Raw genomic sequence first — 23,107 nt, 5'->3', positions numbered from 1 at the left:
AATGGCGGATAAATACAGGCACGAATTAAAATATATATGTAATGAAATGGAATTAGCTGTGTTAAATGCTAGAATACAGACCTTTATGAAGCTTGATAAAAATGCATCTAAAAACGGTGTTTACAACATTCGAAGCTTGTATTTTGATGATTATTATAACACCTGCCTTCATGAAAATGAAGCAGGTACAGATCCTAGAGAAAAATTTCGCATTCGCATCTACAATGGAAGTACGGATAAGATTTCCTTAGAACTTAAGAGGAAAGAAAAGGGTAAGACGTTAAAGCTCTCCTGTGCACTTTCACTTGAACAATGCAGACAGCTTATGAAGGGAGTTCCCCTACCTTCGTCTAATCAATATGATAAGACCTTGCAAAAATTAAATCTTCTCATGAAGACAAGATTAATGAAACCAAGTATTATTGTTGATTATGACAGAGTACCTTATGTGTGCAAAGAAGGTAATGTCAGAGTTACATTAGATCGAAACATTTCCTCCTCCACTTATATCGCTGATTTTCTTAAGCCAAGTATAAGGAAAAGACCAATCATGCGTGCAGGTCAACATATTTTAGAGGTAAAGTTTGATGAATTTATACCAGATTATATTGCAAATAACATGGAGTTAGGCACATTAAGACAAACAGCATTTTCAAAATTTTATTTATGCAGGACTTATAAGGAAGGTTGGGTTATATGAATTTTCAGGATATTTTTAAGAAGTCATTTATAGAGGGATTTACAGGTTCAGATATTAGTACGACAAAGATTGTAGTCACATTGTTTGTGACATGCGTATTTGCTTTGTATATTTTTGCAATGTATCGGTTTGTTACGAGAAAGACATTTTATTCTAAGACCTTTAATATTGCGATTGCAGTCATATCAATCATTACAGCAGGAATCATCCTTGCCATGCAGTCAAGCCTTGTTATTTCACTTGGTATGGTAGGTGCATTATCAATTGTAAGGTTTCGTACTGCAATCAAAGATCCACTTGACTTAATTTTTCTATTTTGGTCAATTAGTATTGGTATTATATGTGGAGCGGGTCTTTTTGAAGTGGCACTTTTCATGAGTTTTCTTGTAACCATTGCTTTACTTGGTCTTGATTTATTGCCTGTTGCAAAGGCAGCAATGATACTGGTAATAAATTGTGAAGACAAGGCAATAGAAGAACAAATTATAAGTACAGTGAAGCAAAATACCAAATTATATAAAGTAAAATCCAGAAATATTTCCAATCAAAGCTTGGATATGGTAATTGAAATTAAAACGAAAAATGAAGGACAACTAATCAATGAGGTTTCCAATCTTGATAAAGTTATGTTAGTATCTTTATTGTCTCACGATGGTGAAGTGACCTTTTAAGGAGGAATAATTATGACAATTGTAATTACAATGGCAGGGCTTGGTTCACGGTTTAAAAAGGCGGGTTATCAAGTTCCAAAATACATGATTGAGGCTCATAAAAAGACGCTGTTTGAGTGGTCGATGTTAAGCCTATCAGGCTTCTATGAAAAGGAAAATACTTATATATTTATCGTTAGAAAAGAAGATAATGCAAGTTCCTTCATTCATGAGAAATGTAAGGAAATGAATCTAACACAGATTCATGTAATAGAACTTGATTATCTAACAGATGGACAGGCTACGACTGCAATGCTTGGAAAAGAGTATTGGGACCAAGAGTCAGAACTGATGATTTATAACATTGATACCTATGTAGAAGAAGGAGAAATGAAAGCATCCCAAATTACAGGGGATGGTTTTATTCCTTGTTTTCATGCACCAGGAGATCATTGGAGTTTTGTAAAGCTTAACGAGGAAGGCAAGGCAATTGAAGTGAGAGAAAAGGAAAGAATCTCCAAACATTGTACGCTTGGTGCCTACTATTTTAGAAGCTGTAAGCTTTATGAACAACTCTATAAAGAATATTATTCTTCAAATGAGAATTTAGAAAAGGGCGAAAAATATGTCGCACCATTGTATAATTATTTGATCTCAAAAGGTGGAGATGTAAGGATTTCTACAGTGGATTTTGATAAAGTGCATGTACTTGGTACACCAGAAGAGTTACAAGTTTTTATTGAGAATTATAAAGGGTAAAACTATGATAATTGACAAGCATAAAAGTAAACCAAAAGGTGGTTTAGTTCAATTCAATAAGCTGGCAATAATGATTGCCTGTATTCACTGGGGAATCAGTTTTTTGACGGATCGTCTGGTATTTCACTATCAATTATTTGATTTTACAGACACCGTAACAAGTGCCAAAGCGATACTTGCGTGGGGGGCTAAATTTGGATTTTTATTATTACTTGTTACATTATGGCATGGAATATTATATAGTTTGAATGAGTGCAAAGCAAGAAATAAGAAATTAGTGTCATATTTAAAGTATACAGGCATCTATTTTGCAATTATGCTTTTGTTTTTTGTGATATTATATCCTGGACTTTGGAGATTGGATGAGTTTGGAATATTAAAGAATGCAACGTTTGTATTACCTAATTTTTGGCAAGGATATTTGACTTCGGTATTCTATATATTTGCACTGATGCTGATTCCAAATCCATCTGGAGTGGTATTTGTACAAATTTGTATCATATCCTTGATGGTAGGTTATGTGGTTTATCGATGCTCTGAGCAGATTCAAAGCAAAAAGGTTGTCTTTTTCATGTACCTTCCTTTTTTGTTATTTCCGGTAATCGACTCAAATTTTTATCCAATGCGAATGTCAATTTATGCATATATAGAATTGCTTTATGCCTTTTTACTATTTGATTTCAAATATACAAAAAAAGAACTACAAAAGAAGCATATCTGGATTCTGGCAATCATAGCTGGAATTCTTGTATGTTGGAGAACGGAATCCATCTATTATATTGTACTAGCACCGATTAGTTTTGTAGTACTATTTTGGAAGGAAACCAAAAGAAAGATAAAAGTAAAATTTGTACTTTTAGTTCTTTTGATTTCGTCTGTGCTAACAGGAATTCAGTTTTTGGGGAATAGAGTGGAATCATCAAAAGAATATGAGCTTACCAGTATTGTACTTCCGATTACGCCGCTTGTTTATGAAGCGTATGTAAATGAGGAAAATTCTTTGTTAAATGCGGTTGATAAAGTACTAGATACGAATGTTTTAGTGAATGGATATCTAGAAGGTAAGTCAGGGATATCCATGTATTGGAATGAGGAGCTGCATCTAACAAGAGCCTATACGGATAGAGAATTTGAAGAAATGAAACAAGCTTACTATCAATTAATTCTAAAATATCCTGGAGTTTTTATGAGAGAGAGACTTGATACCTTATTAAGTTCTACAGGATTGTTAGGTGAAACGCAGGATATGTTTGAGGAAGCTACGGATGCAAACTATGTTAATTTCAGAGAAAAATATCAATATAGCGAACCGCCATTTCGTAGTGAACTTATAAAAATATTAGAATTCACAAATAATGAAGTAATACACAATATCATCTATAGTTTTTTCGTTCAGACAGTTATTTTACTGTTCACCTGCTTGATTTTACTAATCAAGAGAAAATGGGGATATTTCTTTATTTGTGCAACGGTTTGTGCTAAAATACCATTAATATTTTTAACATCACCTTCCAAGCTATTTATGTACTATTATTCCATTTACCTAATTGGAGCTGTTTGGATAACAATGCTTATTGTATATAAGATAGAAAATAAAAGAAATGAAAGGTCAATATAATATGGAAGAAATAAATAGGGATGAAACAAACAAAAAGACGGAAGCCGATTACTATAAAGAATTATATTACAAAGAAAAAAAACAAAATTATGACTTGACAGTGAAACTAGAAAAAGCAGAGGAAGAGATTACTTTCCTTAAAGGAAAGCTTAAAAATATTAAAGGAACATTTATTTGGAAGTTATCAAAACCAGCTAGAGTTGTAGTTCATTTCATAATTCGTACGAAAGACAGAATAAGACGTTGTGGAAACTTAAAAGGATTTTTAAAAAAAGCAAAACAAAAAATGTCTGAAAAGCAGGTTTATAAATTGTTTGGAACGGATAGCTTTCCAAGTGAGGAAGAAGCAAAAGCACAAAGAAATACCAAGTTTGATCGAGAGATTAAGTTTAGTATTTTGGTTCCCTTGTATAATACGCCAAAAAAATTCCTTCATGAGATGATTGATTCCGTTGTAAATCAGACATATACGAATTGGGAATTGTGCCTTGCAGACGGCAGTGATGACAAGCATACGTATGTAGGAGAGATTTGTAGAGAATATCATAAGAAAGATAAAAGAATCTTATATAAAAAGATAGAAAAAAATTTAGGTATCTCAGGGAACACCAATGTATGTTTTAATATGGCAACGGGTGATTATATTGCATTGTTTGATCACGATGATATATTACACCCAAGTGTTTTGTATGAAAATATGAAGGTGATATGTGAAAAAAATGCGGATTATGTGTATACAGATGAAGCTACATTTCATGGGAATTCGATTAATAATATGAGCACGATGCATTTTAAGTCAGATTTTGCTATTGATACCCTTAGAGCAAACAATTACATTTGCCACTTTTCTACCTTTGATGCAAAACTCTTGGAAAAGACGGGTTTATTTCGTAGCGAATTTGATGGAAGTCAAGACCATGATATGATTTTACGATTAACAACTGCGGCTACAAATGTATGTCATATTCCCAAAATTTTATACTACTGGAGGTCTCATAAAAATTCTGTGGCTTCTGATATCAATGCAAAAGTATATGCCATTGATGCCGCAAAAAGAGCAGTAGAGGATCATTTAAGACAATGTAACATAGCAGGAAAAGCAGAAAGTACAAAAGCCTTTCCAACTATATTTAAAATAAATTATGATATAAAAGATAAACCCTTGGTATCAATCATCATTGCCAATAAAGATCATTTAAGTGATTTGGCTAAATGCATTGAGTCCATCCAGTATAAATCAACATATGATAATTATGAGATTATCGTAGTTGAAAATAATAGCACCGATAAAAAGTTATTTGATTATTATGAAACACTAAATCAAATTCAAAATATTAGGGTTATAAAATATGAAGGAGAATTTAATTATTCTGCCATTAATAATTTAGGCGCTTCGTATGCAAAGGGTGAATATATCATCTTATTAAATAATGACACAGAAATTATAACCAATAACTGGATTGAAGAAATGCTTATGTATGCGCAAAGAGATGATGTTGGAGCAGTTGGAGCTAAGTTATATTATGGAGATGATACGATACAGCATGCAGGTATTGTAATTGGTCTTGGTGCACACAGAAGTGCTGGTCACACCCATTATAGACTTCCAAAGGCGAATTTAGGATATATGGGTAAGTTATATTATGCACAGGATGTATCAGCAGTGACAGGTGCTTGTTTGATGGTGAAAAAGAGTTTATTTGACCAGCTAAATGGACTTGATGAAAGCTTTGCAGTAGCATTAAATGATGTGGACTTTTGTCTTAGATTACGTAAATTAGGATTACTAAATGTTTTTACTCCTTTTGCGGAGCTTTATCACTATGAATCCAAATCAAGAGGATTGGATGATGAAAAGGAAAAGGCGATTCGCTATAATGAAGAAGTAAAAAGATTTCGTGCAAGATGGAAAGAGATATTAGATTCTGGTGACCCTTACTATAATATAAACTTTTCACTAGATAGTGCAGAATATAAGGTCGTGGCTCCAAGTAAGCATGAGTAAATGGTTTAGTAGGACAAAATGAGGATAAGAACATGGATAAAAAACCGGAAATGAAAAGTGTATTTGACAGGTTAACATCTAAGATAACTCCAGATAATGTAAAAAAAGGTGTCAATTATATTTCACAATATGGAGTAAAACAATTTGGCGCAAAGTTAGTGGGACAACTACAAAGGGAAAGTATTGATTACGAAGCTTATAGAAAAGCAAATGAACCAGATGAAAAAAAATTAATGGAACAAAGAGAAGTAACGTTTACTTATAATCCAGTAATCAGTATTGTAGTACCATTATATAAAACGCCTGAAGTATTTCTTCGCGCTATGATAGAGTCTGTACTGAATCAGACATATAAATATATTGAATTGTGTATGGCAGATGGAAGTGGGGCTGATGATACACAAACGGAAGAGATTGTCAATTCTTACAGACAACTTGATGGAAGAGTGAAATATGTTAAACTGGCAGAAAACCTTGGGATATCAGAAAATACAAATGAAGCTTTAAAGCTAGCAAAGGGACATTACGTTGGTCTATTAGATCATGATGATTTTCTTGCTCCTAATGCAGTCTTTGAAGTGGTCAGATTGATTAACAAGGAAAATCCAGATGCAATTTATACCGATGAAGATAAGACAACTACAAATGGAGATCGTTTTTTTGAACCTCATTTCAAGCCGAGTTTTGATTTGGATTTACTTAGGAGTAATAATTATATTTGTCATTTCTTTGTAGTAAAGAAAGAAATTGTGGATAGAACAGGAGGATTTCGTAAGGAATTTGATGGTTCTCAAGATTATGACTTTATTTTTCGGTGTTTGGAACTTTCTAAAGTAATTAGACATATACCTAAAATACTATATCATTGGCGCATACATTCTAATTCAGTGGCAGATAACCCAGCTAGTAAAATGTATGCGTATGATGCAGGGAAAAGAGCCATAGAGGCACATCTAGGTAGACTTCATATCGATGCAACGGTAACAAATTCAGTCAACCTTGGCTACTATAGAGTACAATACCTTATGGCAGAAGAACCTTTGGTTTCAATCGTTATAAGAGATATGAATGAAGCAGCAAATTTTAAAAAAGCGGTAAAAACAATAACAGAACATACAAACTATCGTAATTTTGAAATAATCAAAGAAGCTCAGTTGTTTCGAGCAAAGGGAGACTATATTTTATTTTATAATGCTGATTTAATACCTCTTAACAAAGACTGGCTTACAGAACTTACCTCACATTGCATTCGCAGAGAAGTAGGAATTGTAGGTGGAAAGATTTATAAAGGCAATGAGATATACGATGCTGGCTTTTTAATCAATGAAAAGAATGAGACAAAAAAACTTTTATGGGCAGGGAAACATGCTATCACCAAAGAAGGATTTGCGAATGGTGAAGTGATTAAAAAAACCCCAATGTTTTCAAAGCTGGCAAGGTGGAATCAAGGCTATTTTTGTAAAGCAATTATTCAACAACAAACAGATGCGGTATCTAGTTTATGTATGATGATGAAAAAAAGTTTATATTTTGATAACAATGGATTTAATCGAGCATTAGAAAAAGGGTTTGTTGCCATTGATTTTTGCTTAAAGGCTAAAAAAGCTGGCTTAAAGATTGTATTTAATCCATATGCTGAATTTGAGTTAAAGGAAAATAAATGAAGATGAGAAACAATATGGTATCTATCGTAATACCAAATTATAATGGAATCGAATTTATTGCAAATTGCCTACAATCTCTTCAAAATCAATCTTTTGAAAATTACGAGATTATTGTAGTAGACAATGCCTCTTCTGATAGAAGTACAATGTATATAAAAGAGAAGTTTCCAGAAGTAAAATTAATAGAATTGGATAAAAATTATGGGTTTAGCAAAGCCGTAAATGAGGGCATTAAACAATCTGCTTCTAAATATGTAATACTATTGAATAATGACACTACGGTAGATGAATACTTTGTAGAAGAACTTGTAAAGGTTATGGAAGAATCAAAGCAGATTTTTTCTTGCCAAGCTAAAATGCTACAGATGTATGATTCAAGTCGCATTGATGATGCAGGTGATTATTACTGCTCGCTTGGCTGGGCCTTTGCAAGAGGAAAAGGTAAGTCCTCCTTATTGTATCAAGAGAATGCAAAGATATTTGCAGCATGTGCAGGAGCTGCCATCTACAGAAGAGAAGTATTTGACCAGATTGGATATTTTGATGAAGCACATTTTGCTTATCTTGAGGACATTGATATAGGATATCGTGCTAGAATACATGGTTATAAAAACCGATATGCTGCAAAGAGTGTTGTATATCATGCTGGAAGTGGTTCTAGTGGTTCTAGATACAATGAATTTAAAGTAGATTTGGCATCAAGAAATAGTATATTTTTAATATATAAGAATATGCCATTTTTACAGATTCTTTTGAATCTTCCTTTCCTCCTAATTGGCTTTATCATAAAAATAATGTTTTTTAGTAAAAAGGGATTTGGAAAGACCTATCTATTGGGGCTTAAAAAAGGGATTCAAATGGCTATAAAATTAGAAAAAGTTGAATTTCATATTAAAAATATGGGCAATTATGCATCAATTCAATTTGAATTATGGATAAATACAATAAGAAGGTTTGTATATTAATAAAAGATTAAATAATTGTTAAGAAAATTATATTGCGCTAAAATCACAGATATTGTATTATAAAGCGTATGGTTAATTAAATTAGATAGGTGAAATGGGTGAGAATGGTTGATAAAAGACAATCAGAAGTATTTTAATAGATTACATGTATTATTAGATGCATTTATTATTGGAATCGCTTATGCATTTACGTGGTATTTTCGATTTGTGATTGTACCCAAAATAGTAGAGATTTGGCCACCACTTAAAAAGGTGTTCCAATATACGGTCTCATCGACCGACATTTATTTTTCTGTCATGGTATTTATCATTCCATGCTATATTATTTTGTATTTTATTTTTAATTTATATACAGCAAAAAGAGTACAAAGTAGAAAAACTGAATTTTACAATATCGTAAAAGCGAATCTGGTTGGACTTGCAGGATTCATGGCTACGTTTTATTACATTCGAGAAGTGAATTTTTCGCGTTCCTTAATTATTATATTTGCTATTTTTAATATTATTGCTGAAACCTTATTTCGAAATGCGGTAAGGTACTTTTTACGTAATATCCGAACAAAAGGTTTTAATTTAAGGCATGTACTTTTGGTGGGTTATAGCCGTGCGGCAGAAGAATATATTGATCGAGTGAATTCAAATCCACAGTGGGGATATATAATAAGAGGAATTTTGGATGATAATGTAGAAAAAGGTAAACAATATAAGGGAGTCAAGGTTATGGGAAGTACAGATGATCTTGGCGTGATTCTATCCCAGAATCAGTTGGATGAGATAGCAATTACATTAAGTCTATCTGAGTATGCAAAGTTAGAAAATATTGTTTTTCAATGTGAGAAATCTGGAGTTCATACGAAATTTATACCAGATTACAATCAGGTTATTCCAAATCGACCATATACAGAAGATTTACTTGGGTTACCAATTATCAATATCAGACATGTACCGCTTACGAATTCTTTTAATATTATTATAAAACGAATCATTGATATTTTTGGGTCGCTATTTTTAATTATATTAACTTCTCCAATTATGCTAATAATTGCTCTGTTTGTAAAAGGTACATCAAAAGGTCCCTTAATTTATAGTCAAGAGCGTGTTGGCCTCCATAACAAACCATTTCAAATGTACAAGTTTAGGTCAATGGAGGTACAGCCTCCTAACGAAGAGCGAACAAAATTTACAGTACCAAATGATCCACGTGTTACCAAAGTAGGTAAATTTATTAGAAAGACAAGCATTGATGAGTTTCCACAATTTTTCAATGTACTTTTTGGAGATATGAGTTTGGTTGGTCCTAGACCCGAGCGACCATTCTTTGTAGAAAAATTTAGAGAAGAGATTCCAAGATATATGGTAAAACATCAAGTTCGACCTGGTATTACTGGATGGGCGCAAATAAATGGGTATAGAGGAAATACATCAATTCGTAAAAGGATTGAATATGACCTTTATTATATAGAAAACTGGACCCTGGGTTTTGATTTTAAAATCTTATTTTTAACGATATTTAAAGGGTTCATTAATAAAAACGCATATTAAGAAAGGTATGGTATAAAATGGCAAAAAATACAGGAAAGGCTTCGAATAAATCGACTGGTAAACCGTCAACTGGTAAAAAAATAAGTAAAAAAGCGGCCGCAAAGAAAAAAAGAAGGAGAATTCTTTTTATAATAGAAGCGATTGTTTTTGTAGTACTGATTGGTGTCTTATTTGTTATGAGTAAGCTTGACAAATTAGATCGAAGCGTAGATGTCAATGAAGATAACCTAAAGGCAAACGAAGGTATTACGAACATTAAAGAGATTACAGAGGGTTATACCAATGTTGCATTGTTTGGAGTAGATGCAAGAGATGGTAAACTTGGTAAAGGAACCAATAGTGATACCATTATGATTGCAAGTATCAATAATAAAACTGGTGACATTAAATTATGTTCCGTATATCGTGATACTTACCTTAACTTATCAGATGATACTTATAAGAAAGCAAATGCTGCGTATTTACATGGTGGGCCCGAACAAGCCATCAAGATGTTAAATATGAATCTTGATTTAAATATTACAAAATATGTATCCATTGATTTTAACGCAATTGTTACAGTGGTGGACATTTTAGGCGGAATTGAAATTGATGTACAAGAGGACGAAATTGATCATTTAAATAATTATACGGTAGAGACTTCTGCTGTTACAGGAGTACAAACCACCAAATTAACCAAAACTGGACTTCAAACCTTAGATGGAGTACAAGCGACTTCATATGCTAGAATTCGTTATACGAGTGGCGGTGATTATAAGAGAACCGAAAGACAACGACTGGTATTAGAAAAAATAGCAGAAAAAGCAAAGAAAGCAAATCTTGCCACTTTAAATCGTATCGTAGATAAAGTATCACCAGGTATATCCACTAACTTTTCAACTCCAGAAATATTTGGGTTAGTAGCAGATATTGCAAAATATAATTTGGCGGATCAAACTGGTTTTCCATTTGAAAAAACTACAAAGAATTGGACCAAAAAGATTGGTGATGTAGTCATTCCTATTACATTGGAGTCAAATGTATCACAATTGCATCAATTCCTATTTGCAGAAGAAAATTATTCTCCATCACCAACCGTACAGGCGATTAGTAAAAAAATAATCGAGGATACTGGAATTTCAGAAGTAAAATAATAACAGAACGCTATCAACTATAGAAACAAAGTTGATAGCGTTTACTTTTTTGTGTCTTTCGGTTAAAATACAGGTAGAGTTACAAAATCAAAAGAAGAGGTAGGAGCTTTTATGAATCAAAAAACAGTGGATGTGATAATTCCAACGCTAAAGCCGGATGTTACATTTTTACATTTAATAGAAAAATTAAATGCTCAAAGTTATCCAATCCAAAACATTATTGTCATCAATACAGAAGAAAAATTATTTCAAATTCATGAAATAACAAATTATAATAATGTAATGGTAAAGCATATTTCTTTAAACGAATTCGATCATGGGGCAACAAGAGATATGGGAGCAAGAATGTCGGATGCGGATATTATTGTTTTTATGACGCAGGATGCAATGCCAGACAACGATTATTTAATTGAAAGCTTAGTAAGCTGTTTTGATTCGAAGGAGATAGGAGCTGCGTATGCTAAACAATTACCTACAACTGACTGTAAGGAGATAGAAAGATTCACAAGAAGCTTTAATTATCCAGAGAATGATAGTATCAAGTCTCAGGCAGATATTAGTCGGTTAGGAATTAAAACATATTTTTGCTCTAATGTGTGTGCGGCTTATGATAAGGAGCTATATCTTAGTTTGGGTGGTTTTATACGTCATACAATCTTTAATGAAGATATGATTTACGCTTCTAAGGTTATTCAGTCAGGAAGAAAAATCAGGTATTGTTCTACGGCTATCGTAGTTCATTCTCATAACTACACAAATATTCAACAATTACGTAGAAATTTTGACCTAGGGGTTTCTCAAAAAGATAATGAAGAGATTTTTATAGGACTAAAATCAGAAGATGAAGGTCTACGACTTGTTTTGCAGACAGCAAAACATTGTATAAAAATAGGAAAGCCTTGGCTTGTAATTGATTTGTTTGCAAAAAGTGGATTTAAATACATTGGATATAAACTTGGTCTAGGTTATCAAAAGCTTCCTAGGTGGCTTATATTAAAGTTAACCATGAATAAAAGTTATTGGAAATAATAAATCAGTATTTATGTATGATTAGTGAAAAAAATATAAATGAAAAACAAGACAAATTTTATTTTAATTTTTATCACATTTTAATCACAAATCATTGCTACACTAAAGAAAATAAAACATAACTAACATAGTTATTAAAACAATTGAAAAGGAGAATGTAATATGTTTGAGAACAATAATGAAAATCAGGATAACAATCAGGTTATAGATTATTATAAAGATTCAAACAGTAACACTACCGACAGTGGCAGTTCCAGTTTTTCTGAAGGAAGTGATGAACGATACAGCCGCTCTTATTACAAGTCACCGTATGAATCAGAGGATAGATATACAAATGGGTCTTTTGGAAGCAGTCAAGGTAATAATAAAAACAAAAAAAATAAAGGTGGCTTTGTTCGTAAACTGATTGCAGTAGCAACACTCGCAATTATCGGCGGAGGTTTAGCGGGTGCTTCATTCGAAGCGGTTAGATTCGTATCAGGTAGTTTGAATCAAAATCAGATATCTTCGGTTGATCTAAATGGATTGGAAGAAAATAATGCAAATTCAGGAGAAGCGCAGAATGCAGATGGATTGGGTCAGACCGTATCCTCCACAGAAACAACGCAGTTGGCTACAACGGTTACCGATGTTTCTAGCGTAGTTGAAGAAGTAATGCCAAGTGTAGTCTCCATAACGAATATATCTACAGTACCCGTTCAAATTCCAGATTTCTTTGGAAGTTTTGGAGGAGGTACACGTGGTGGGAACACATACGAGCAGGAACAAGAAGCAAGTGGATCTGGTTTCATAATAGATAAAAATGATACAGAGCTTTTAATTGTTACCAACAACCATGTTGTGAATAAGGCTAATACATTGTCTGTTGGATTTGCAGATGGAAGCGTTGTGGACGCAAAGATTAAAGGAACAGATGTTGATAGTGACCTTGCAGTGATAGCAGTTCCTTTGGAAAATATAGAAAGTAATACAATGAATGCAATAAAAATAGCAAAACTAGGAGATTCAACACAGCTAAAGGTTGGAGAAGCCGCTATCGCAATTGGTAATGCATTAGGCTATGGCCAATCTGTAACAACAGGTGTTATTAGTGCTATTGATAGAGAAGTAACTGTTGATAGTGTGACGAATAGTTTGATTCAGACTGATGCCGCTATTAATCCTGGTAACAGTGGTGGAGCCTTACTTAATATGAAAGGTCAGGTAATTGGAATTAATTCTGTAAAGTATTCATCTACTGAGGTAGAAGGTATGGGGTATGCAATACCAATCTCCACGGCGATTCCAATCATAAATGAGTTAGTTACCAAGGAAACTAGAGATAAAGTTGATTCGGCAGATACAGGTTATCTAGGAATCGCAGGAATAGATGTATCTGATGAAGCCATTGAAGCTTATGGAATGCCAAAGGGTGTTTATATAGCACAGGTAGTTGATGGTGGTGCGGCTGAGGCAGCAGGAATTAAGAAGGGTGACATTATTACTAAGTTTGATGGAAGTTCGGTTTCTTCTATGCAGAGTCTTCAAGATACCCTTCAATATTATGCAGCAGGAAGTACAGTTACCATAACAGTTCAAACTGCGCAGGATGGGGAATACCAAGAAAGAGATATTACAGTAACACTTGGACGTAAAGTTCAGTAAGAAGTTTGATTAAATGATACAAAAAAATAAAGGAATTCAGGTATGAAAAGCGCTATCTTCCATTATGTAAAAACTAGATGGAAGGTAGCTCCTCAATTGTAAAATAACATTCCCGTCTGAAAGGGAAAGATAGGTACAAATATTTGAAAATAGCATAGAGAAATTCGTGTTACAAAAAGGCAGGGCGCAGTCCCTGCCTTTTGTGATATATTGAACTTAGCCAGTGGGAAAGGAGACACTATGGCTAAGTTTTTATCATATGAAGATCGTTTACAGATTGAAAGTGGACTAAAGGAGGGTATGACTTTTACCGAGATAGGCAAGGAGCTTTTGCGCGACAGAACTACGATTACAAAAGAAGTTCGCAACTATGCAGTAGAGCAATGGAGTGGATATTCAGTCTATCTCCATAATGTATGCAAGTATCGAAAAGGATGTAAGCGAAAAAAAGTGTGTGGAACCAATAAATGTAAGTATCCAATGGTAACCACATGCAGACAGTGTGAGCGTCTGTGCAACAGGTATTGCGTACAGTTTGAGGAAGAAGTGTGTACCAGTAGATTTAAAGCGCCCTATGTATGTAATGGATGTAGTGAAGTGAAAAAGTGTACATTGACGAAGACAATCTATGACGCATTGGAAGCCCATCGTCAGGCATCGAAAAAGATTGCACAATCAAGAAGTGGAATTCTTTCCACGGAAGGAGAAATTGCCAGACTGAATGAAATCCTGGTTCCGTTGATTAAACAAGGACAGTCCATACATCAGATTTATTTAAATAATAAGGATGAGCTGATGTGCAGTGAAAAGACTTTATACAATTACATAGACGGAAGTCTGTTTGATGTGAGGAACATTGATCTCCCACGGAAAGTAAAGTATCGTCCACGTTATAAAAAACCAGAACTAAAGGTAGACAGAGGCTGTCGAGTTGGAAGAAACTATCATGATTATGAAGTGTATCTGGAGCAGCATCCTGATACGGCAGTGACCCAGATGGATTCTGTGATAGGAAGCAAAGGTGGAAAGGTTCTGCTTACGGTATTCTTTGTAGAAACGTCCTTGATGCTTGCATTCCTAAGAGATTCCAATACCTCTAAGTCAGTAATTGATATTTATGATGAGCTATATAATTGGCTGGGAGGACAAGAATTTCGAAAGTTGTTTCCGATCATTTTGACAGACAACGGAAGTGAATTTTCTAATCCCAAGAGTATCGAGTATGGTCCAGATGGAAAAGGATTCCAAAGAACCAGAATCTATTACTGCAATCCAAGTGCCCCCTATCAGAAAGCGGAAATAGAGGTAGGGCATGAATTCATAAGAAGGGTATTGCCAAAGGGAAAAAGTTTTGATGAATTGACGCAGGAAGAAATCAATCGGATGATGGATCATATCAATTCCTATAGAAGAAAGAAACTGAATGGGAAAAGTCCGTATGAAGCATTCTGTTTTTATTATGGAAAAGACCTGGCTGATAAATTAGGATGCCACGAGGTTGACGCCAACAGCATCAATTTAACGCCGGGTCTTTTAAAAAAGTAGCAAGATAATCGGAAGAAGAAACCACTGGCTGGAACGAAAAAAACAGATACCAGCAGACGTGAATTTCGGAGTACAAAATTTGTAAGCCAAAAGTGACGTCCGGTTTTTGTGCGCCCAAATTATCCTGTTACCAGAGATTATACCATGAAAAGCAATAGAAAAACGGGAAAGTCATAACAATTGTGGAATTTCGATTACAAATTTTGAAGGTTGATTACAAAATGTGAAACTCGTTTACAAAACGGGAATCTCGTTTTACATTTCACCATGGAAGGTAGCTTTTTTCATGAAAAAAGTCTATTCATGTCTTCAAATAGACCAGTTATGCATTTGCTATGTTAATTTTTACCAATATGTGGTATTTTTTATATGGTTACTTGAGGGAACAATAACACTTTCGTAAATGATAAAGTGATTGTTGTGTAATAACTTCATTTTAGTATAGATAATAATAGGGGATTATCTAATAGTAAAAAATGTTATCCATGAATCATGTTTTCGAATGAGGGGTTTATGGAAGAAGGGTAAATTACTGTTTGGCGGCAGCACCATGGGAGTAGTGTTGCCGCTGGAAGCGTGCCTATATTTATAAGGTTTCATTATGGAAATTCATTTATCTCATGATAATAAATACAGCTAAAAATGTTAACTTGTGACGTGTGTTGTTTATCTATAGGAGGATATAATATGAATCGATCAAGAAAGTGCGACGTCTATAGTAAAGACGAAAAAGGTAGTTTTGTTTTAATACATTATGATAATGAAGAGAAAGAAAAAACAAAAACAAAAGCACTAGATAATACGGATAAGTATATTCAAACGAAGGGGATAATTGAATATACAGATGATGTAGCAGAACAAATGAGAATGCTATATTCTAAAATACCTGCAAACCTTGAAGAATATTACAAAGGCACGAGCGATTTAAAGGATGTCAACGAAAGATTAAGACAGTATTATTTTTCGATTAAAAGTTATTGTATCAACACTGGCTTAATAAAAGAAAATAGCAATGCTTATAAATACAAATTACTTCAAGATATATATAGAAGTTTTAGATACAATGCAGTTATTAAAGCTTTGGACATGAATGAACTTGAAGGAAAAGAATTGCAAAAAGAATTTTCAAAAGAGGATATGTTTCAAGCTTGCTTTTATTATAATTCAGATTATTTTTATTGGTGTAAAATATTAAGAGAAACATTAATTGAAATTGTTAGAAATCTGGCTCAAGAAGAAAAGATAAAAGATTTTGAAACAGAGTCCATTGATCGACGTAAACGATATATATATGATTATGAATTTAGTTATTCATGGTTTTTAAAGAATAGAGTAAATATAAAGCTGATAGAAGAGGAATTAATACCACCAAAAGATATTAAGATCTTTTATCAAAAAATGACGAATGGAACCTCAGACGGAAAATTAATTGTATTTTATCAATCAAAAATGGCAGAATACACTATGAACAAGACTGATTTAGAACAGGAAAAAAATAATTTTTTTAATATGTTTATGGAATTGAACCACCCTGTTACAAATGAATCACAGTTAGTAAAATTCTTTCAATTATTTTTTGTCTCGGTTATAAATTAAGAATTATCTTTCATATCTGACTCATCACATTTTCAAATATTGTTTAGCCATGGAAATCAAATATGATGAAACATAGTCTTTTACATTTCTTTGCATGGCTAAACAGTACCTTATATTCACTATTTTTTCATAATTCTTCACTTGTGCGTAAATAACATCTACGTTATAATAATATTACTGTTACAGTTAACATTAAGGTTGGCTTTCTATTTGCCTTACCTTTTAACTGTATCATACTAACTTTTTAACTCGAATGATTTTACTTATAAGAGTAAACAAGATGAATGATTTCGCTTGTTATGTACCTGGATTATTACTTTATAGGGTACATATAATTCTGATGCAGTAATAGAAAGGATTATAGAATTATGTCAGATATAAATAAAGAAGACGATTTAGAAATAGAAGAAGTGAAGGATATAGATAGTACGAATGACGATAATGATGAAGACGATTATGAAGAAATCTGTTATTTGTGCAGAAGACCAGAAAGCAAAACGGGAAAAATGATAGAGCTTCCGAATGATATACATATATGCTCAGAGTGCATGCAAAAAACGTTTGATGCAATGGGAAAGGGCGGATTTGGATTTGACGATATTCCAGGGATGTCTAATATCCCGAATATTAGTATGATAAATTTAGCCGATTTACAGAATATGGTACCCAAGAAACAAAAATTAAAAAAGAAGAAGGTAAGTGAAGAGAAAAGTAAAGCGCCAGCCTTGGATATAAAAAATATTCCCGCTCCGCATAAAATAAAAGCAAGTTTAGATGAATATGTTGTTGGACAGGAGTATGCAAAAAAAGTCATTTCTGTAGCGGTTTATAACCATTATAAAAGAGTTGCAACTAATACGATGGATGAGATTGAAATTGAAAAATCCAACATGCTGATGATTGGACCAACAGGTAGTGGAAAGACCTATTTGGTTAAGACGTTAGCAAGAATATTAGATGTTCCTCTTGCGATAGCAGATGCAACCTCATTAACAGAGGCTGGATATATTGGAGATGATATTGAAAGTGTTGTATCCAAATTGTTGGCGGCTGCTGGTAACGATGTAGAGAAGGCAGAACGAGGAATTATATTTATTGATGAAATAGATAAAATAGCAAAGAAAAAAAATACAAATCAACGAGATGTAAGTGGTGAATCCGTTCAACAAGGGATGCTTAAACTATTAGAAGGCGCAGAAATAGAAGTTCCAGTTGGAGCAAATAGTAAAAATGCCATGGTGCCTTTAACGACTGTTAATACTAAAAATATATTATTTATTTGTGGTGGAGCATTTCCGGATTTGGAAGAAATAATTAAAGAGAGGCTTAATAAGCAATCCAGTATGGGCTTTAAAGCTGATTTAAAGGATAAATATGATAATGATCCTACGGTCCTTAGCAAAGTTACGATAGAAGATATCAAGAACTTTGGTATGATTCCTGAGTTCATAGGGCGACTTCCTATTATTTTTACCTTAGAAAGTTTGACGAAGGAAATGTTGATAAAGATATTAAAGGAGCCTAGGAATGCCATCTTAAAGCAATATCAAAAATTGCTTGAATTAGATGAAGTTCAGCTTAACTTTGCAGATCCTGCTTTAGAAGCAATTGCAGAAAAAGCATTGGAAAAGAAAACAGGTGCAAGAGCGTTAAGAGCTATCATTGAAGAATTTATGCTTGATATTATGTACGAAATTCCAAAGGATGAAAATATTGGTAGAGTTACTATTACAAGAGAATATATTGAAAAAACAGGCGGTCCGCTAATAGATATGCGTGGAGTACTTAAGATCGAAGGATAAATAGATTAAAAGTACGAAAAATAAGATTAAATGATTTATTATATTAATGAATGAGATGAAGGAATGTATCGTTGTGCATTCCTTTTTTCTAAAATAGGAAATTGCATTCCAGTTTCCTATTTTAGAAAAGAAAACTACGTGACCCAAAGAAGCACTATGCAAAATAGAAATGGAGGATAAGGAGAAGCTATGATATATTTTTTAATTTCGGCTGCGATTTTTGGATTAGATTTCATTGTTAAAAAAAATGTGGAAGATAACTTAGAATATAATAAGCCAGAGAAGAAATATAATGATAAAATCATTGTAAGAAAAGTTTATAATAGAGGGGGAGCACTTAATGCATTAGATAAAAATCAGGAGTTTGTAGCAGGATTTTCTGCCGGGTTAACATGTTCGATTATTATGGCACAACTTTTTCTTATTGGTAAAAAAGGCTTTCATTTTCTCAAATTTGCACTTAGTCTTGTGATTGGTGGGGCTTGTAGTAATGTCCTTGACCGAATCAAAAGAAAATATGTAGTTGATTATTTTAGTTTTAATACAAAGGTACGGAAATTAAAAGATATTGTATTTAATATATCTGATATGTTTATATTTTTAGGTACTGCATTTGTAACTATTTTTATGATGTTTCAAGGTGAAAAAAAGACAGCGAGTTAGTATTCGCTGTCTTTTCTTTCCCTTGTATAGACATAAGTAAATTCAGACTAGGAATAAATTAAAATTAGTGATACACTACAATTAGTTAATAAAAAAGGTGATGATGGAATGAATAAAAATATTTTGATTTTTATTTCAAGAATTTTATGTTATGAATCAAATCGTTTCTTTGTATCAGAAATAGAAAGATGTCTACATGATTACGATTATGAAGTTGAGGTATGTGAAATCGATTTAGAAGATGGTGAAATAGAGTTAAAGCTGATGGGATATGTGGGAAGAAGTTTTTGTGCCATAATAGATTTTAATTCCGCATTACCACGTTTGGAAATGGAGAATGGAGAACGCTATCTAGATCATATTGATGCTCCATTTTATAATTATATAGTGGATCATCCCTTGTATCACCATCCAGTGATAAAGCTAAATTTAAAGCGCTCTAATGTAATATGTATTGACCGAAAACATGAAGAATACATAAGAAATCATTATGCGGACATTCAAAAAGTGATTTTTATGCCGCTTGGTGCAATGGAGGCCCTAAACGTAATTCCATATGAACAACGTAAAATTGATGTACTATTTTCAGGGTCTTATCAAAGTTCTCGTGAAATGATGGAGCAGATGAAGGAGATGAATGCCGATGAGACAATGTATCTTTTAGTACAAGAATTACAAAAAAACACAAAACAGACACAAGAAGAAGCTTTGAAATATATATTAGAACAAAGAGGAGAAACTTTGTCTGATAAAGAGTTTGCGGACTGCTTGAATGCTCTTTATTTGGCTGAGAGATATGTTAGAGCCTGTTTTAGAGAAAAGCTAATTCAAACATTATTAGATCACCACATTGATATAACCGTGTATGGAACAGGATGGGAGGATTTCAAATGCAGTAATAAAGAGCATTTAATTATAAAAAATTCAGTTAGTTTTCCAGTATCTTTAGAAATAATTGCAGATTCTAAGATTGTGTTAAATATTATGCCATGGTTTAAAGATGGTATACATGACAGAGTTCTATCGGCAATGATTAATAAAGCCGTTTGTGTTACCGATTCAAGTACATACATGAAAGAACACTTTAAGGATGGAGAAGATCTGATATATTATTCATTAGATGAATTAGAAAAGCTTCCTCAAAAAATAACCAAGCTTCTAAACGATCCAAACCAAGCAAAACAAATCAGTGAATGTGGATACAACGTAGTAAAAGAGAAACATATGTGGAAAAATCGAATCGAAGAAAACATAATAAAAATAACATGTTAACTAATGAAGGAGGAATGTAGAATGGATCGAATCGTATCTACACTAAAAAGCAGTGTTCTTTGCAAGAACATGAGTGATGAGCAAATTGAGAATTTCGTGAAAACCAGTATCATCTCAAAAAGATTCTATAAAAAGGGAAGTATTGTTTTTCATGAAAATGACAAACCAACAAAACTGTATTTGCTGATGGAAGGAAAAGTCTCTATTTGTAAGGATACTATGTCAGGGCGAAAAATATTAATTACAGAGATAACAAGAAGTGGTGATATATTTGGTGAAGTATATTTATATATGCAAGTTGATAAATATAATTTATATTCGGTAGTTCAGGAAAATTCACAAATACTTGAATTTACATCTGATTTATTTGATATGAAAGAGGGGAGGCTAGAACCTTCTCATGTCATTGTATTTCAGAATATATTGACTCTTTTTGCCCAAAAGGCTTACTTTATGAATATGAAATTGCAGGTCCTAAGCAGTGGTAACTTACGCCAATGTCTTGTTCGATTTCTGTTAAATCAACAGAAGAATAGTAATATTATACAGCTATTTATGACCAGAGAAGCCTTAGCGGATTATTTAAATGTAGCAAGACAATCCTTATCACGAGAACTTAGTGCTTTGCAAGAGGAAGGATTGATTTCCGTTAGTGGGAAAAAAATAACAATATTACAACAAGAACAGTTAGAAGAATATTTATAAAAAAGTAAAATAAAAAAAATAAAGAATTGTAACATATGTGACGGAAAATACAAATTACTCATGGTATGATGCTATCAACAAGTAAACAATACTCGAATAACTTCGAGAAAATATAATATGTTAGATAGGAGAATTATATGGAGAATAAGATGTTTTGTTATCAATGTCAGGAAACAGCAGGATGCACAGGTTGTACTCAAATGGGTGTCTGTGGTAAAACTCCTGAAGTTGCAGGAATGCAGGACTTATTGGTATACGTTACAAAGGGGTTAGCTGAAGTTACAACAAAGCTTAGAAAAGAAAATGTAGCAATTGAAAAAAGTACAAATCATTACATTACATGGAACTTATTTACAACAATCACAAATGCAAACTTTGATGAAGCAGTGTTTGTAGAAAGAATAAATAAGTCTTTAGATATAAAGAAAGAATTATTAGCAAAACTTTCCGATAAGAGTGGTTTATCTGATGCAGCAATCTGGGAAGACTATTCAGTTGAAGGAATGAGAGCAAAGGCAGCACAGGTTGGTGTTCTAGCTACTGAAAATGAAGATGTTAGAAGTCTTCGTGAGTTAATCACTTATGGATTAAAAGGCTTATGTGCATACATGAAACATGCGAATGCATTAAGCAAAGAAAACGAAGCAGTTGATATCTTCGTACAGGAAACGTTAGCAAAACTTTTAGACGATTCATTAAGCGTAAATGAATTAATTGCATTAACACTTGAAACAGGAAAATATGGTGTAGATGGTATGGCGTTATTAGATGAAGCGAACACTTCTTCTTATGGTAACCCAGAAATCACTAGCGTTAATATTGGTGTAGGTAAAAACCCTGGTATCCTTATTTCAGGACATGATTTACGTGATATGGAAATGCTTTTAGAGCAGACTAAGGGAACAGGCGTAGATGTATATACACATTCAGAAATGCTTCCAGCACATTACTATCCAGCATTTAAGAAATATGATCATTTTGTAGGTAACTATGGTAATGCATGGTGGAAACAAAAAGAAGAGTTTGAAAGCTTTAATGGACCAATCTTAATGACTACAAACTGTATCGTACCTCCAAAAGCTTCATACAAAGATCGTTTATTCACAACAGGAAGTGCTGGTATGGAAGGATGTAAGCACATTGAAGGAAATGAAGGCGAAGTTAAAGATTTCTCAGAAATTATTGCGCTTGCAAAAACTTGTCAACCACCAACAGAAATCGAAACAGGAAGCATTGTAGGTGGATTTGCACACAACCAAGTATTTGCATTAGCTGATAAAGTAGTGGATGCAGTAAAATCAGGAGCAATCAAGAAATTTGTTGTTATGGCTGGTTGCGATGGAAGAGCAAAATCAAGAAATTACTATACTGACTTTGCAAAGGCATTACCAAACGATTCTGTTATCTTAACAGCAGGTTGTGCAAAATATAAATACAACAAGCTTAATTTAGGTGATATCGGAGGAATTCCAAGAGTTCTTGATGCAGGTCAGTGTAATGACTCCTACTCATTAGTTTTAATTGCCTTAAAATTACAAGAAGTATTTGGTTTAGAAAGCGTAAATGATTTACCAATCGCATACAACATTGCATGGTATGAGCAAAAAGCAGTTATCGTTTTATTATCTCTTCTACATTTAGGTGTAAAAAATATTCATTTAGGACCAACACTTCCTGCATTCTTATCACCAAATGTGGTAAATGTATTAGTAGAGAACTTTGGTATCGCAGGAATTACAGACGTTGAAAATGATTTAAAGATTCTTCTTGCATAAGAAGTATGAAAAAATCAAATACGTAAATGATAGTGATAAC

At 33.1% G+C, this 23,107-nt stretch carries 18 protein-coding genes; all 18 read left to right on the top strand.

The window, feature by feature from the left end:
- Position 1 precedes the first annotated feature (1 nt).
- The gene (locus tag F7O84_RS11730) at positions 2-700 is read left to right on the top strand and encodes a polyphosphate polymerase domain-containing protein (protein WP_243140879.1); all 699 of its coding nucleotides are present in this window, start codon (positions 2-4) and stop codon (positions 698-700) included.
- Positions 697-1,371 carry a DUF4956 domain-containing protein gene (locus tag F7O84_RS11725; protein WP_151145255.1) on the top strand — a complete coding sequence of 225 codons (675 nt, stop codon included), beginning with the start codon at positions 697-699 and terminating at the stop codon, positions 1,369-1,371. The genes F7O84_RS11730 and F7O84_RS11725 overlap by 4 nt, the downstream gene beginning before the upstream one ends.
- Before the next feature lie 12 nt (positions 1,372-1,383).
- Positions 1,384-2,109, top strand: coding sequence for a glycosyltransferase family 2 protein (locus F7O84_RS11720; protein ID WP_151145252.1), 726 nt, complete (start codon positions 1,384-1,386; stop codon positions 2,107-2,109).
- A 4-nt stretch (positions 2,110-2,113) separates the two neighbouring features.
- On the top strand, positions 2,114-3,727 hold the full coding sequence (locus F7O84_RS11715; RefSeq protein ID WP_151145249.1) for a hypothetical protein: 1,614 nt from the start codon (positions 2,114-2,116) through the stop codon (positions 3,725-3,727).
- Position 3,728: 1 nt separating this feature from the next.
- Positions 3,729-5,732, top strand: a complete 2,004-nt coding sequence (locus F7O84_RS11710; protein WP_151145246.1) for a glycosyltransferase family 2 protein — start codon at positions 3,729-3,731, stop codon at positions 5,730-5,732.
- Between the two features lie 32 nt (positions 5,733-5,764).
- Entirely contained in the window at positions 5,765-7,396 is a 1,632-nt protein-coding gene (locus F7O84_RS11705) for a glycosyltransferase family 2 protein (RefSeq protein ID WP_151145243.1), read from the top strand.
- A complete protein-coding gene (locus F7O84_RS11700; protein WP_151145240.1) occupies positions 7,393-8,361 on the top strand; it encodes a glycosyltransferase family 2 protein in 969 nt (322 codons plus the stop codon). The genes F7O84_RS11705 and F7O84_RS11700 overlap by 4 nt, the downstream gene beginning before the upstream one ends.
- A gap of 108 nt (positions 8,362-8,469) precedes the next feature.
- Positions 8,470-9,903: an undecaprenyl-phosphate glucose phosphotransferase gene (locus F7O84_RS11695; RefSeq protein ID WP_151145238.1), complete on the top strand. Its 1,434-nt coding sequence runs from the start codon at positions 8,470-8,472 to the stop codon at positions 9,901-9,903.
- Positions 9,904-9,920: 17 nt separating this feature from the next.
- Positions 9,921-11,036, top strand: a complete 1,116-nt coding sequence (locus F7O84_RS11690) for an LCP family protein (RefSeq protein WP_151145235.1) — start codon at positions 9,921-9,923, stop codon at positions 11,034-11,036.
- A gap of 111 nt (positions 11,037-11,147) precedes the next feature.
- Positions 11,148-12,065 carry a glycosyltransferase family 2 protein gene (locus F7O84_RS11685; RefSeq protein ID WP_151145232.1) on the top strand — a complete coding sequence of 306 codons (918 nt, stop codon included), beginning with the start codon at positions 11,148-11,150 and terminating at the stop codon, positions 12,063-12,065.
- A gap of 162 nt (positions 12,066-12,227) precedes the next feature.
- On the top strand, positions 12,228-13,709 hold the full coding sequence (locus tag F7O84_RS11680; protein ID WP_151145229.1) for a S1C family serine protease: 1,482 nt from the start codon (positions 12,228-12,230) through the stop codon (positions 13,707-13,709).
- 240 nt (positions 13,710-13,949) lie between these two features.
- Positions 13,950-15,254, top strand: coding sequence for an IS30 family transposase (locus tag F7O84_RS11675; protein ID WP_151145227.1), 1,305 nt, complete (start codon positions 13,950-13,952; stop codon positions 15,252-15,254).
- A gap of 687 nt (positions 15,255-15,941) precedes the next feature.
- Complete coding sequence (locus tag F7O84_RS11670) at positions 15,942-16,850, top strand: hypothetical protein (protein ID WP_151145225.1); 909 nt, start codon at positions 15,942-15,944, stop codon at positions 16,848-16,850.
- A 368-nt stretch (positions 16,851-17,218) separates the two neighbouring features.
- The gene (clpX, locus tag F7O84_RS11665) at positions 17,219-18,652 is read left to right on the top strand and encodes an ATP-dependent Clp protease ATP-binding subunit ClpX (protein WP_151145223.1); all 1,434 of its coding nucleotides are present in this window, start codon (positions 17,219-17,221) and stop codon (positions 18,650-18,652) included.
- A gap of 189 nt (positions 18,653-18,841) precedes the next feature.
- Entirely contained in the window at positions 18,842-19,315 is a 474-nt protein-coding gene (locus F7O84_RS11660) for a signal peptidase II (protein ID WP_151145221.1), read from the top strand.
- 108 nt (positions 19,316-19,423) lie between these two features.
- A complete protein-coding gene (locus F7O84_RS11655) occupies positions 19,424-20,587 on the top strand; it encodes a glycosyltransferase family protein (RefSeq protein WP_151145219.1) in 1,164 nt (387 codons plus the stop codon).
- A gap of 21 nt (positions 20,588-20,608) precedes the next feature.
- The gene (locus F7O84_RS11650; protein ID WP_192451735.1) at positions 20,609-21,292 is read left to right on the top strand and encodes a Crp/Fnr family transcriptional regulator; all 684 of its coding nucleotides are present in this window, start codon (positions 20,609-20,611) and stop codon (positions 21,290-21,292) included.
- 137 nt (positions 21,293-21,429) lie between these two features.
- Positions 21,430-23,067, top strand: a complete 1,638-nt coding sequence (gene hcp, locus F7O84_RS11645; RefSeq protein WP_151145214.1) for a hydroxylamine reductase — start codon at positions 21,430-21,432, stop codon at positions 23,065-23,067.
- The last annotated feature ends 40 nt before the right edge of the window (positions 23,068-23,107 follow it).

It is taken from the genome of Candidatus Galacturonatibacter soehngenii (assembly GCF_008830185.1).
GTDB classification, from domain to species: domain Bacteria; phylum Bacillota; class Clostridia; order Lachnospirales; family Lachnospiraceae; genus Lachnotalea; species Lachnotalea soehngenii.
The sequence above is the reverse complement of the archived record's forward strand: the minus strand, read 5'-3'. Positions and strand labels throughout refer to the sequence as shown.